Genomic DNA, 14,248 nt, shown 5'->3' on the forward strand with positions numbered 1-14,248 from the left:
CCCGCGTGTGGTAAGGCATGAAGGAGGGGTGTGTGCAAATGCTTGCGGTCCGGCGTGATCCGGTGTGCGGGGATGCGCCCGCGCTGACGATACAGGCGGTGGTGATGGCCGGAGGCTTGTGCGGATGCGGAACCTATGGCATAGACGCCAGTGACCGCAGAATGCTTCGGATAGACTGGCCGTGTGGCACCCGTCTTTCGGTGCACCGTCGATCCGAAGGGCAGGCCGCACGAACTGGCAGAGGTGGGGATCATAATGAGCGAAGCAATGACCCATCGGGGTAGCGAGAATATGAGTGACGTCTACGGTACGCCCGTCGTGTCTGGCATGGCGTATGCGCCTGCCGTGTGGGTCGTCAGACCTTCCATCCCCGACGGCGAAGAGCCACGTGTGCCAGAACAAGAACGTGCCCGGGAACTCGAACGATACGAAGAGTCCAGTGCAGCGGTTTCGCGTCGCCTCCAGGAACGTTCCGAACGTTGCACCGGCACATCGGCAGAGGTCTTGCAGATGTCCTCGGTGCTTGCCGTGGATCCGGGTGTACGCAAAGAGGTTGCCGCGCTTATCGCCGACGGTCTACCGGCGGTGCAGGCCATTATTCGGGCAACGGCGCATTTCGTGGAACTGTTCGAAAACGGTGATGCCACAATGGCGGAGCGGGTGACGGACCTGCGGGATGTGTGTGCACGGGTGGTTGCCGAGCTGCAGGGTGCCCCAGAACCCGGGGTTCCAAATCCACCGGAGCCAAGTATCCTATTGGCCGATGACCTGGCACCGGCCGATACGGCCGGCCTCGATGCGAACAGGGTTATCGCGCTGGCGACCGAACTCGGTGGGCCGACATCGCATACCGCGATCATTGCGCGGCAGCTCGGCATTCCCTGCGTTGTGGCGGCACGTGGTCTTTCCCGATTCCGCAACGGTGACATGGTGCTGATCGACGGTTCCACGGGAATGCTGACACGCACGGCGAACCCGGCCGATGCTCACCGCTTAGTCGAACATGATGCACAGTGGCGGGCGACCGTGCGTTCCTGGAAGGGGCCGGCGCAGACAACAGATGGCCACCGGGTGGAACTCCTTGTCAATGTGCAGGATGTACGAGGTGCGCAACGCGCCGCGGCAGGGGAGGCGGAGGGTATCGGTCTACTGCGTACCGAGCTTGGATTCCTTGCGGCACGGGAGGAGCCGAGTGTTGCGGAGCAGGCAGCTCATTATCGTCCGATCTTCCAAGCCTTTTCCGGTCGCAAGGTTGTGATCCGCACTCTTGATGCTGGATCTGATAAGCCGCTCGCCTTCGCGAATATGGGCCCTGAGGCGAACCCGGCCTTGGGGGTACGCGGCCTGCGAATCGGTTTGCGTTACCCGCAGCTGCTTGACCACCAGCTTGATGCCATCGCCGCCGTTGCCAGGGAACACCAGGGTGAAACGTGGGTGATGGCGCCGCTGGTATCCACACTGGCGGAGGCGGAGGACTTTGCGGTTCGTGTTCGCGCTCGCGGCCTCAAGGCGGGCATTATGGTCGAGGTTCCGTCCGTCGCCGTGCTTGAAGAGCAGTTCTTGCGGCGCGTGGATTTCGTTTCCATCGGCACAAATGACCTCGCACAATATGTGATGGCGGCGGATCGCCTGTCCGCACCGTTGGCTGAATACACCGATCCCTGGCAGCCCGCCGTGCTCGCGCTTGTTGCTCGCATCGCCGAGGCGGGCCAGAGAATAGGTACGCCGGTGGGCGTGTGCGGTGAGGCGGCCGCAGATCCCTTCTTGTGCTGCGTGCTTGTAGGAATGGGAGTCACGTCGCTATCCATGGCTCCCACCGCGTTGCCCGCAGTGGGAGCCCAGTTATGCGCGGTGAGCTTCGCGCAGTGTCGATTGGCGGCTGAGTCGGTGCAAGGGGCACATGACCCGGCACATGCGCGTGTCGCGGCACGGCAGGCATTGGGGATTTGAAATGCCGAGCGGTGCGGTACCGCGGCATTGAAAGGTTGCGACTGAGTTCATGCCACGTGGTGAAGTGTGGCGCTCTGGCGCAGGCCACCGGGCTGACGTAGCCCGAGGCGCTGGCGCGCTCCATCCCATCCGTCGCCAAGTGGCGGTTTGATGCACGCCTCTTCGCCTAGCATAAGTAATGTGACACGAGCACTGAACGGATATGCCAATGGAGATGCGCGGCAGGAGCACGCTGCCGCCGGAGTCCTGACTCCCCTGCCTATCTCAGATCTTGCTGCCGGTTACGGGATTCCGGACAGGGCGTTACTCCGCTACGGGCATGATAAGGCGAAAATAGCCCTTGACTACCTGGAAGGTTTGCCAGAGTACCGGGAGCGTCCGTCTGCCCCACTCGTACTGGTAACGGCCATCTCGCCCACTCCTGCGGGGGAGGGGAAGACGACAACGTCGATTGGGCTGGCCGATGGCCTGCGCCGCTTGGGGAGGCGTCCGGTTCTTGCGCTCCGGGAGCCGTCCATGGGGCCGGTTTTCGGCATTAAGGGTGGCGCTACCGGTGGCGGCAAGGCGCAACTCACGCCGGCGCAGGATATCAACTTGCATTTCACCGGCGACTTCGCGGCGATTGCAGAGGCGAATAACCTGCTCGCGGCCATGGTGGATAACGCCTTGCATTTCACCACGGTTGACCTCGATCCGCGTAGCTTTTCCATTCGCCGCACGGTTGATGTCAATGACCGGGCGTTGCGCGAGATCGTCGTCGGGCTGGGAGGCAGAACCGGAGGTGTGCCGCGCGAATCCGGGTTTGATATCACGGCGGCCAGTCAGATTATGGCGACGTTCTGCATGGCGTCGTCGCTAGCGGATCTGCGCGATCGGCTGGCGCGTATCGTTGTCGGACGCAGTTCACAGGGTGAACCGGTGACGGTCGATGATCTGGAAGCAACCGGGGCGCTTACCGCCGTGCTGCGCGATGCCCTGGCTCCGAATCTTGTGCAAACCCTCGAAGGTACGCCTGCCGTTGTACATGGCGGTCCCTTCGCGAATATCGCCCACGGCTGTAATTCTGTGATTGCTACCCGTGCCGCACTGGCGCTGGGCGATATTGCCATTACCGAGGCGGGATTTGGTGCGGATCTGGGTGCGGAGAAGTTCTTCGATCTCGTCTCGCGGCAGACCGGATTGACTCCGGCCCTGACTGTGGTAGTGGCAACTGTGCGCGCGTTGAAGTACCACGGCGGCGTGGAATTGGCGGCCCTGGAAGGCGAGAATGTGGAGGCGGTGCGGGCGGGTGTCGCCAACTTGCGGCAGCATGTGCGCAATCTGCAGGAAGTCTATGGGCAGCACGTGGTGGTGGCGCTTAACCAGTTTGCCGCCGATACCCCTGCTGAGATCGAGGAAGTACGTGCCGCAATGGCAAGGCTGGGAGTTACGGTGGCTCTGTCCCAGCACTACTCCGACGGAGGAGCCGGTGCGCAGCCCTTGGCTCGCGCGGTGATATCCGCGCTGGAGGATGCGGGGACAACGCGACCGGAAAAGCCACGCCTGTGCTACGAGGATGAGCTTCCGTTGGTGGAGAAGGCGCTCGCGGTAGTGCAGCGCGTGTATCACGGTGCCACGGTGAGCTTCACGGCGGCGGCGAGGCGCGAGCTTCTCCGGCTGGAGAGCGAGGGAAGGGGCCATTTGCCGGTGTGTATCGCGAAGACGCAGTACTCCTTCTCCACCGATCCGGCAGCTCTCGGCGCTCCCGAGGGGTTTGACGTGCCGATCCGGGAAGTTCGTCTATCGGCCGGCGCCGGATTCGTCGTGCTGATCTCCGGCTCGGTTATGACCATGCCGGGTCTGCCGCGTCGGCCATCTGCTTGCGATATTACGGTTGACGACGGCGGACGCATTCACGGCATGCACTAGGCGGCAGGCCGCATATATTGGCAACGTGCGGCATGTATCGGCGTAACGCTGCATACATTGGTAACGTGCGGCATGCATCAAGGGTTGGAACTTGATGTTGGCATATCAAGTTGAAAGGCTTGATGTGTGTTATGGTGGCTGTATGTTCGTGCTAACCATTGATCAGGTGGCATCGCGTCGCACGGCAGATCGTATTCCAGAACTTCTCGCAATGCTGCAGGATGTGCCCACGCTCCTTCCTTTCGAACGCACGGTGGGAGACGAAGCACAGGGGGTGCCGATATCCGCAATTGCCGCGGCGGAAGCGATTCGACGGGTCCTACGCAGTGGAGGGTGGCATATCGGAATTGGATGCGCGCCCGATGCGCAGGAGAATCTCCCCACTTCGGTGCGTGAGGGCAGTGGGATGGCCTTCGTGTGCGCCCGTGAGGCAGTGGAGGCGTCAAAACGGCTGCCGGTATCGCTGGCTGTTCGCGTGCCGACGGTTTCCAATGGTGAAGGCACGACTGCCGACGAGGTACATGCCTCGTCGGCCGCGAAAAGAGGAGTTCGCACCGCGGCACGCGGTCGATCAGCCGCCGCCGGGAGCGCTGTCGAAGTAAACCCCTTGCGCGGCGAGGCGCTCGACCGCCCGGCTCGGGCCGCAGAACTACAGGCATTGCTGCACGTGATTGGCATTGTTGTGCAGTCCCGGACCGTGGCCCAACGCGAGGCGGTGCAACTGCTGGAGTCGGGCGAGACCGGCCAGGCGATAGCTCGCGCCCTCTCCATCACGCCGCAGGCCGTCTCTCAGCGTCGCCTCGGAGCGCACTGGGCGGAGGAACAGGCGGTATGGCCGTTGGCCGTACGGCTATTGCACGAGTTAGATAGTGGTGGGTCCAGCAAACGGGCGGGGGAAGTATGACGTGCTTAATCGTCGCGCACACCCCGTGTACGTTGCAGGGCTGGACGGAAGGGGAAGTATGGCGTGGTTAATCATCGTCGTAACGTTACTGGCAGCGGTCTTTATCGGGTGGGTGGTAGTTGAAGTTGTGCTGCACCTGGCTCGGGTAAGCGATAACGGAAATGGCCAAGTACCCCGCTCCGGCGGGCATGCCGCCACTGTCCTTCCGCAAGAGGAACGGCCGGTGGAGGTGCTGCGCGGAGGTACCTGGATAGGGGTGCTGGAGCGCATTGCTATTGCCGGGTGTATCCTTGCCGGTCAGCCCGGACTCGTTGCCGCCGTCGTCGCCATTAAAGGACTGGGACGCTGGGCGGACTTACAGTCGAATCCAGCGTTGACCGAACGCTTCATTATCGGGACTCTGGCGTCGTATATTGTCGCGGCCTCATGTGGGTTTGCCGGAGTGTGGCTGCTCGGTGCCTGATCTGCCATCTGGGGAGTGTCGATTGGTGCGAGCGGTGGAATCGCTGCGGTTTGTGTTAGACGTGAGTCGCTCGTGTCGGAGCTGAGAAGGGGCGGTGTTCACCGGCTTACTGAGCGTCGCTGGGCTGTCAATTGACCCGGTTTCGCTACCGAGTTCCTCCTTCAGGTTGCCGGGTGCCCTGCCTGGTTCTCTCTCCGCTTCTCCATTGTGTATCGCCTTTTCCGTAGGAATTGATATAGTGTGGCGCGGCAGGGGTGATCAATGGGCCCGAAGACCTATATACTGCTGTCTATTCAATCCGGCACTCGCGGGTGCTAGCCTTTGAATGGCCTGCAAATTCTGAATACAAGCGCTCCAACGGAGGAACTCAATGGCGACAAAATACGTCTACTCATTCACTGAGGGTAACAAGGACATGAAGGACCTCCTCGGTGGAAAGGGTGCCAATCTGGCCGAGATGACGAATCTCGGCCTGCCCGTCCCACCGGGTTTTACGATTACGACCGAAGCATGTCGGGCTTACCTCAGCGCCGGCCATACCCCTGAGACTCTCGATGTCGAAGTCACCTCACATCTGCGCGAGGTCGAGCAGACGATGCAGAAGCGTCTGGGTGATCCGTCCGATCCGCTTCTGGTCTCCGTGCGTTCGGGCGCCAAGTTCTCGATGCCGGGCATGATGGAAACGGTACTGAACATCGGTTTGAACGACGAGTCCGTTCAGGGGCTAGCCGCACAGTCGGGCGACGAGCGTTTTGCCTGGGATTCGTACCGGCGCCTTATCCAGATGTTCGGCAAGACCGTGCAGGATATCGACGGCGACCTGTTCGCCAATGCACTGCAGGCCCTGCAGGATCGCAAGGAATACAAGGGCGACCTTGATATGACCACCGACGACCTCAAGGAACTCGTCGTCGAGTACAAGCAGATTGTCAAGGATGCCACCGGCGAAGACTTCCCGCAGGATCCTCGCCGCCAGATGGACCTAGCCATTGAGGCGGTCTTCCGTTCCTGGAACACCGACCGTGCCCGCATCTACCGGCGTCGCGAGCGTATTCCCAATGACCTCGGAACGGCGGTCAATATCTGCACCATGGTCTTTGGAAACATGGGCGAAACCTCGGGCACCGGAGTGTGCTTCACCCGTGACCCCTCCACCGGCCATTCGGGCGTGTACGGTGACTACCTGATCAACGCACAGGGGGAGGACGTCGTCGCCGGTATCCGCAATACGCTGTCCTTGGCGGATCTGGAGCGTGTGGACAAGAAGTCCTACGACGAGCTGCGCGGCATTATGCAGAAGCTGGAGACGCACTACCGCGACCTCTGCGATATCGAGTTCACCATCCAGCAGGGCAAGTTGTGGATGCTGCAAACCCGTGTTGGCAAGCGGACGCCAGCAGCCGCCTTCCGTGTGGCCGTGCAACTGGTGGACGAGCGGCTCATTACAACCGATGAGTCAGTTACCCGCGTCACGGGCGACCAGCTGACCTCGCTGCTGTTCCCGCAGTTCGACAAGTCCGCTTCGGCGAAGGTACTGACCAGGGGCATGCCCGCCTCGCCGGGGGCTTCCGTGGGCGAAATTGTGCTGAACAATGAGCAGGCGGAGTCTCGGGTGGCCGAGGGTGCTTCCGTTATCCTGGTGCGCCGCGAGACCAACCCGGACGACCTGGCGGGCATGGTTGCGGCTGCTGGCGTACTGACCGCCCGTGGGGGAAAGACGTCGCATGCCGCCGTGGTTGCCCGTGGCATGGGCCGCTGCTGCGTGGTCGGAGCGGAGGACCTCGTCGTCGATGAGGTGGCCGGGACGGTCTACGTCAAGTCGCAGGACAAGACGCTGCACGCCGGTGATGTTATCGCCATCGACGGCACAACCGGTGAGGTCTTTGAAGGTGAGGTCCCGGTGGTTGATTCCCCGGTGATGACCTACATCTCGCACGGTCTTGAGGCCGGATTGGCTGCCTCTCCCGATGAGGACACCCAGGAACTGGTCTACGCCGTCGACCGTATCCTCACCCACGCCGATGCGAAGCGGCGCCTGGAGGTACGGGCAAACGCTGACAACCCGGAAGACGCCGAGCGATCTCGTTCCTTCGGCGCGCAGGGAGTTGGCCTGTGCCGTACCGAGCATATGTTCCTCGGCGACCGCCGCAAGCTGATTGAGGCGGTTATCCTCGCCGAGACCGAGGAGGAGCAGCAGGCTGCATTCGATGCGCTGATGCCGCTGCAGAAGTCCGACTTCGTTGGAATCTTCAGCGCCATGGACGGCCTGCCGGTCACCGTGCGCCTGATCGATCCGCCGTTGCATGAGTTCCTGCCGGATCTGACGGAGCTCTCGGTGGAACTGGCGGTCAAGGAGGCCAAGGGCGAGGAAGTCACCGAGCATGAGAAGCGCCTGCTGGCAGCCGTGAAGGCGAACCACGAGCAGAATCCGATGCTCGGCCTGCGCGGTGTCCGCCTTGGTCTGAAGATCCCCGGCTTGATCAAGCTGCAGATCCGCGCGATCGCGGAGGCTTGCGTCGAATGCAAGAAGCAAGGTAAAGATCCGCGCCCGGAGATTATGGTTCCGCTCATCGGTTCGATCCGCGAGTTGCAGATCGTGCGTGATGAAGCCGAGAAGATCATTGCGGATGTTGAGGCGGAGTCGGGCGTGGAGCTCGCTCTCCCGATTGGCAATATGATCGAGTTACCGCGGGCTGCGGTCGCCGCTGAGCGCATCGCCGCCGAGTCGGACTTCTTCTCCTTCGGTACCAACGATCTGACCCAGACCACGTGGGGATTCTCGCGCGACGACGTCGAGGCGGCCTTCTTCAACGACTACTTCGATTACGGTATCTTCGGCACCTCGCCCTTCGAGACGATCGATTGGAGCGGTGTCGGTCAGCTGGTCGAAATGGGAGTCGAGCGGGGACGTTCGACAAAGCCGGGGCTGCATTGCGGCGTATGTGGTGAGCACGGTGGCGATCCGGTGTCGATCCACTTCTTTGACGCCATTGGAATCGACTACGTCTCCTGCTCGCCGTTCCGTGTGCCAGTGGCGCGGTTGGAAGCCGGGCGGGCAGCGATCTCGAATGAGTCGGAGCACATCTCGTTTGCGCCTGCGACCGCTCCGGTTGATCTGGCGGCCCAGGTGACCGAGCTTGCGGCGCAGATGGCAGACCTCGCCAACGAGATCCGCAAGCAGGACAAGTAGGCCGCGGCAGGACGAGCAGTGTGGCTGGCAAGCAGCCTGCCGAGCAAGAGTAGGCTGCCGCGAGCGAAGCTCGGAAACCTGTGCGCCCGCGATACGCGGTGTAGTGCTAACGGGCGTGTGTGAAGCACGCAAGGGCAGCACGGTCTCGACGCGGATGTGCCTGGCTGTAGTGGAGTATCTGTACTGCAACGCAGGGTGCTAAAGTGCAGGGCGCTGATCGGGGATTCCCGGTCGGCGCCCTTTCGCGTGCTGTGGTATGTGCGTGGCTGTGTTGGTGGTATGTGCGTGGCTGTGTTGGTGGTATGTGCGTGGTGGTGGCAGGGCCGGGCATGGGCGTGGGTGACCTGTGCACGGTTGGCTCGGGCGGCGCCAGGGGCGGCGTGGACAGCGGACGACGAGGGCAGCAGCGGACGACGTCCCCTCCAACGCCTGATATGCGCATGATGTGTCAATAACGCTACTCCATATGCGCCATGTGTGCATATACTGGATGTGTTAGCGACGTCGCTACACGTTTAGGAGGTTCACATGGATGTGCAACTCATCCTCGCGCTATTGGCGGGAATAGCGGTGATCATCGCCGTCGTCCTGCTTACGCGCCTTGACGCTTTTGTTGCCCTTATCTTGGCGTCCTTGACCACGGGTCTGATTGCCGGGCAAGACCCCGTTGGTCTGGTCGGTTCGATTACAAATGGATTCGGATCGACGATGGGATCGATCGGAATCGTCATCGGTCTTGGTGTCATGATCGGCAAGTTCCTTGAAGTATCAGGGGCTGCAGACGCCTTGGCCCACGCCTTCTTGCGCGCCTTCGGTTCCGGGAGAGAGGCCTGGGCGATGGGCGCCGTTGGCAATCTTGTTTCCATCCCGGTGTTCTGCGACTCCGGGTACGTCATCATGAATCCGCTGGCACGCTCGATTGCTCGTGTCAAACGCGGCGGATACGTTACCCTTGCCCTGGCGCTGGGATGTGGAATGACCCTGACCCACCATCTCGTCCCGCCAACACCCGGGCCTCTGGCGGCCACCGGCATTCTAGGTGCGGATCTTGGCCTTGTCATCGTGACGGGTGCTATCTTTACGCTCCTTCTGCTTCCCGTAGTGGTTCTGTACGCGAAGTGGATCGGTCCCAAGCTCGAGGACAAGATTCTTCCTGAGGTTCGCGAGGCCGTGTACGGTGTTCTCGGGCATGAGCCCAAGCGCCGCGACGGAAGAATCGTCACCTACGACCCCGACGAGTACTTCGGTGGGGCACCGCAGGGGAGCCAGCCCCATAGCGTGGGGGCATTCCGCGGATCGCTACCGTTGATTGTTCCGCTGATCCTAATCCTTGCGAACACCGTAGCCAGCGCCATCGATAAGGCGCAGCAAGGCAACCCGGCGCTCGGGCAGCCCGGCCAGCCGGATTACGTTGCATCTGCTTGGGCTAAACCATTCATTTTCCTGGGTAACCCGGTCGTCGCGCTGCTGATCGGACTGGTCATCGCGGTGTACTTCATCATGCCGCGCTGGGCACCGAAGAAGAAGTTCGCTTCCTGGTTCTCCGAGTCGGCCTCCTCTGCCGGTCTGATCCTGTTGATCACGGGCGCGGGCGGGTCCTTCGGTCAAGTATTGCGTGATTCCGGTGTGGGCGACGAAGTAGCGTCCGCCATTGCGGGAACTGCTCTACCGGCATTCTTGGTGCCGTTCCTCATCGCTACTCTGGTACGCATTGCGCAGGGATCCGGGACAGTAGCGATTATTACTGCCGCCTCGGTAACGGCACCGATCATGGGTCAGACCGGTCTAGCTCCGCTGGTTGCGGTGATTGCCTGTACGGCCGGATCCATGGTCTTCTCCTACTTCAACGATTCGTATTTCTGGGTCGTCACCCGCTTCACGGGTCTGGAAGGAACGGATGCGCTACGCGGATGGTCGGGTATCACGACGGCGGCCTGGGCCGGTTCCATACCGTTGCTACTGATTCTCTCCCTGATTGTTTGAGGCGCTGTCATGGCTGATGCCCTTATTGTTGCCGACGACCTGACAGGAGGAAATGCCTGTGCGGCGGGGTTTGCCCGTGCCGGTATGCGCGCTGTGACGGCTAATGTGGACCGGTCCGGCGCAGCCATCGCCGACTACCACCCGCAGTTCGACGTCGTCGTGGCCGCTACTGATTCGCGGCACGCGGCGCCGCGCGATGCTGCGCAAACCATGCGTCGTGCGGTTGCGGCCGGATGGCCGGTCAGGCTCGCCTGTGCCCGCATCGACACCACATTGCGCGGGAATGTTGGGGTAGCCGCTCAGTCGCTTCTGGATACGGTGACCGAATTCTCTGGAAAGCGGGCGGTGGGCTTGTGCATTCCCGCCCATCCCGATGCCGGCCGTGTGACGGTTGATGGACACCAACTGCTGGGCGGTCGCCGCCTCGAGGCAACCGAGCTGGCGTACGATGTGCGTTCCCCCATGCGAACATCCTCGGTGACCGAGATTCTACGGGAACATACCTCGCTCACGGCCGTCAGCATTCCCATCGATGCGGTAACCGCACCGGGCACCGTTCTCGAAGAGCGGCTCACTGAGCTATTCCAGGATCCGGGGCTCGATGTGGTGGTCGGCGATGCCATTGTGCTGGAGCATATTGACCTGCTTGCTGCCGCTGCGGTGCGTGCCGCGCGCCGGGCCGACGTGGTGCTCTGCGGCATTGATCCAGGCCCGGGATCACTGGCTATGGCGCGTGCCATGGGGCTAATCGCCGGTGCTGCTGGGCGCCCAATTCTCGCGGTGTCCGGATCGTCGACCGATCTAACGATCTCCCAGCTGGCGCATCTGCAGGAGAACCGGCAGGTCACCGTGGTTCGTCCCGTCATTCCCGAAGGTGAACGCCTACCGCAACTCGATGCCTCGGTGACGGCGTTGGTGGCCGCCTTGACGAGTAGCCCGCATCGGATCGTGCTGTGGGCATCTGTATTGGAAAAGGCTGATATCCGACAGTTGACTCGGGAAGAGGCGGAGGAGCTGCCGAGAGTGATCAGCTCCATGGTGCGCCGAGTGATGGAGGAGTGCGAGGTCGACGGCCTGTACACCACGGGAGGTGATATCACCGCTAGCGTGTTGAATGCGCTTGATGCCCGCGGCATCGAAGTGGAAGGTGAGGTTATGCCGCTAGCCGTCTCCGGACAGATCGTCGGCGGCGGCTGGGCGGGTACGCCGATCTTGACGAAGGGCGGGCTCATCGGTGAACGCGATGGCGCGCTGCGGTGCATCGAACACCTGGAGAATCTGGTCGATCAGCGGCGTCGCTGGGTCCGTACCCGCCCGGCGGTGCACAAGGAACAAACGAGTGGGAGCTGAGTGTAACACTGTGCTCGCACAGCAACCATCGACAGATGCAGTCGGGAACGGGAAGCATGGTGCCGGTGTTTATGGGGCGGTCGCGATTCCACATTCCGAGCTGCTGAGCGGTGGCGGGGTCTGCGGTCGGTGGCTTCCGCCCCGAATGCCATATCTGGTGCGACGCCGTCCGTATGCGTGGCGTGGAAACGTCTGCGCCTCGGGGCGATTCATCCGAGGCGGCTGACCCGGCACTCAGCGAAGGGCCGCGACGTCCAGGCCTTGCCGGTGGGCTGCGATGGCAGAGCTTTCCAGAGGCGCGATGCCCGAGCTCTCCGGGGCCGCGTCGTTCAACTCGGGCGAATGGTCCCGATGCCCCGCCGCGCCGGAGAAGTTGGGCGGCCGATCCGGGCGGAATCCGCCTAATTATCCGATCAACACAAGACAGTTATCAGACAATAAGTAATGAGTTGGAATGAAGGAGCGAACAATGACACGTCCCGTACTCGCAATGACCATTGGCGATCCGGTGGGCATCGGCCCGGAGATCGCCGTCAAAACCCTGCTCGAATTCGCGAGTGACAGCCGTACGCACGGTATCGCCGTTGGCGACGCCGCCGCCGTGCGCCGAGCGATCAGTGCCCTCGGCGTCGATGCTGAGGTGCGCGTGCTCAGTCACTGGGATGCCGACCCCGCAGGGGAAGGCGTCGTCGATGTTTTCGACACCGGTGTGCTGGGCGATGATCTGCCCGAATGGGGAAAGGTGGATGCGCGGGCAGGGCGCGCCGCCGTCGTCGCCATTGAAACCGCTACCACCGCGGCGCTGGAGGGCAAGGTCGCCGGCATTGTGACCGGTCCGATCAACAAGGAGGCCATCTGGGCTTCCGGTTCCGAGTTCCTCGGGCACACGGAAATGCTCGGGCATCTTACGGGTGTGTCGCAGCAGGACACCATGTTCGTGTGTCGCAATCGCGAGAACCCGGCGCACTCCTTGCGTATCTTCTTTGCCACTCGGCATCTATCGCTGCGCAAGGCGCTTGACGCCATCACCATTGATGGCCAGGTAGGATCGATTACTCGGGCCTATACCGCACTACAGGTGTTCGGGGTGCCGGAGCCACGCTTGGCGGTGGCCGCAATCAACCCGCACGGTGGTGAAGGCGGGCATTTCGGTGACGAGGAGATCAAGATTCTTACGCCGGCCATTGAGCGGGTGAGAACCGAGTACGGGATTGAGGTTGCCGGACCGATTCCCGCTGATTCCGTCTTCCACCAGGGCTTGCAGGGAAGATATGATGGGGTACTCTCGCAGTACCACGATCAGGGGCATATCGCCTCGAAGACGTATGATTTCGACGGCACCGTGTCGGTGACGGTGGGACTGCCCATTCTCCGGACCTCGGTGGACCACGGTACGGCCTTCGATATCGCCGGAACAGGCAAGGCAGATAATGCGACCATGCGATCCGCGTATCTCACAGGCGTTGAGTACGCACCTTTCGCCGATCATATCCGTGCACAGTACGCGTGATAGATAATTGGCGGTGGCCGTCGCATGTGAAGCGGCGGCCACTGCCATGCGGTAGCGGCGCCCGCCAGAGATCGGGCGTCGGTCTGCGCCAGGCAACCGGTTGGGGTGAACTTCAACCGGTTGCGGTTGGCGGAGGGCCGATTCGGGAAACCTGGACGCTAAGGAGTGGACATGGCACGGTCGAGCCAGGCGGAACTTGAAGCCAGGCAGGCGAAGGTAATGCGGCTTCTTCGCCGTGGAACCACCGATGTGTCGGAGCTGGCGCAGATGTTGGGAGTGTCGCAGGCAACGATCCGACGCGATTTGGTCCGCTTGGAGAAGCAGGGGAGGATCGCCCGTGCGAACGGCGGCGCGAACCGAGCGGTTGGTTTTACCGAGATACATTTGCGGGATCGTCTCACCCATGAGCTTTCCGCCAAACACGCCATTGCCGACGTCGCAGCCGCGTGGCTCCCCACGCACGGTGGCACGGTGTTCATGGACGCGGGTTCGACCTGCGCGGCACTGGTCGCCAATCTTCCGCGCGACGCGGAGTTGACCGTGGTAACGCGTGGGCTGGAAATAGCGATCTTGCTGGCCGACTGGCCACATGTACGCACGATTGTGGTCGGCGGCGATGTCGCTCCGCTCTCACATGGACTCGTTGGAACGCTTGCGACGGATGCCATACGTCAGTTTCGTTACGATGTCGCCTTCCTGGGTGTTGACGCGGTTGATGCGTACGACGGCGTCGGGGAGCCCACCTTGGAGGAGGTAGCGACGAAGCGAGTAGCTGCCACGCGTGCGTCCGAGGTTGTTGTTCTGGCGGACCATACCAAACTGCATCGATCTTCGGTTGCCGCCTGGGCACGGCTTGAGACGCCGTGGACATTGATCACCGATGCGCACGTTCTGAGCCCGGCTTGCGAAGCGGATGTGGAGCCGTTCCGTTCCGTCGGGGTAAGGGTTCTGATAGCTGAGCAGGAGGAGGCGGAGCGACAGGGTGGCTAG

General features: G+C 62.1%; 9 protein-coding genes. All 9 read left to right on the forward strand.

All coding sequences use genetic code 11. The annotated features are described in order from the left end of the window. Positions 1-183: 183 nt before the first annotated feature. The 9 genes from EKN07_RS09615 to EKN07_RS09655 all read left to right on the forward strand — a co-directional run bounded on the left by EKN07_RS09615 (position 184) and on the right by EKN07_RS09655 (position 14,248). A complete protein-coding gene (locus tag EKN07_RS09615; protein WP_241228170.1) occupies positions 184-1,950 on the forward strand; it encodes a putative PEP-binding protein in 1,767 nt (588 codons plus the stop codon). Positions 1,951-2,196: 246 nt separating this feature from the next. Further along, positions 2,197-3,858 carry a formate--tetrahydrofolate ligase gene (locus EKN07_RS09620; protein ID WP_346962693.1) on the forward strand — a complete coding sequence of 554 codons (1,662 nt, stop codon included), beginning with the start codon at positions 2,197-2,199 and terminating at the stop codon, positions 3,856-3,858. A gap of 142 nt (positions 3,859-4,000) precedes the next feature. Then, positions 4,001-4,762 (forward strand): hypothetical protein, encoded by a 762-nt coding sequence (locus EKN07_RS09625; protein WP_126146272.1) that lies wholly within the window; start codon positions 4,001-4,003, stop codon positions 4,760-4,762. 58 nt (positions 4,763-4,820) lie between these two features. Next, entirely contained in the window at positions 4,821-5,225 is a 405-nt protein-coding gene (locus EKN07_RS09630; protein WP_108716238.1) for a hypothetical protein, read from the forward strand. Between the two features lie 370 nt (positions 5,226-5,595). Beyond that, a complete protein-coding gene (ppdK, locus tag EKN07_RS09635) occupies positions 5,596-8,415 on the forward strand; it encodes a pyruvate, phosphate dikinase (RefSeq protein WP_126146273.1) in 2,820 nt (939 codons plus the stop codon). 528 nt (positions 8,416-8,943) lie between these two features. Next, positions 8,944-10,398, forward strand: a complete 1,455-nt coding sequence (locus EKN07_RS09640) for an SLC13 family permease (RefSeq protein WP_206435710.1) — start codon at positions 8,944-8,946, stop codon at positions 10,396-10,398. Between the two features lie 9 nt (positions 10,399-10,407). Then, the gene (locus EKN07_RS09645; RefSeq protein ID WP_126146274.1) at positions 10,408-11,748 is read left to right on the forward strand and encodes a four-carbon acid sugar kinase family protein; all 1,341 of its coding nucleotides are present in this window, start codon (positions 10,408-10,410) and stop codon (positions 11,746-11,748) included. A gap of 469 nt (positions 11,749-12,217) precedes the next feature. Next, the gene (gene pdxA / locus EKN07_RS09650) at positions 12,218-13,258 is read left to right on the forward strand and encodes a 4-hydroxythreonine-4-phosphate dehydrogenase PdxA (RefSeq protein ID WP_108716236.1); all 1,041 of its coding nucleotides are present in this window, start codon (positions 12,218-12,220) and stop codon (positions 13,256-13,258) included. A 171-nt stretch (positions 13,259-13,429) separates the two neighbouring features. Beyond that, positions 13,430-14,248: a DeoR/GlpR family DNA-binding transcription regulator gene (locus tag EKN07_RS09655; RefSeq protein ID WP_108716235.1), complete on the forward strand. Its 819-nt coding sequence runs from the start codon at positions 13,430-13,432 to the stop codon at positions 14,246-14,248.

It is taken from the genome of Actinobaculum sp. 352, assembly GCF_003957265.1.
In the GTDB taxonomy this organism is placed as follows: domain Bacteria; phylum Actinomycetota; class Actinomycetes; order Actinomycetales; family Actinomycetaceae; genus Asp313.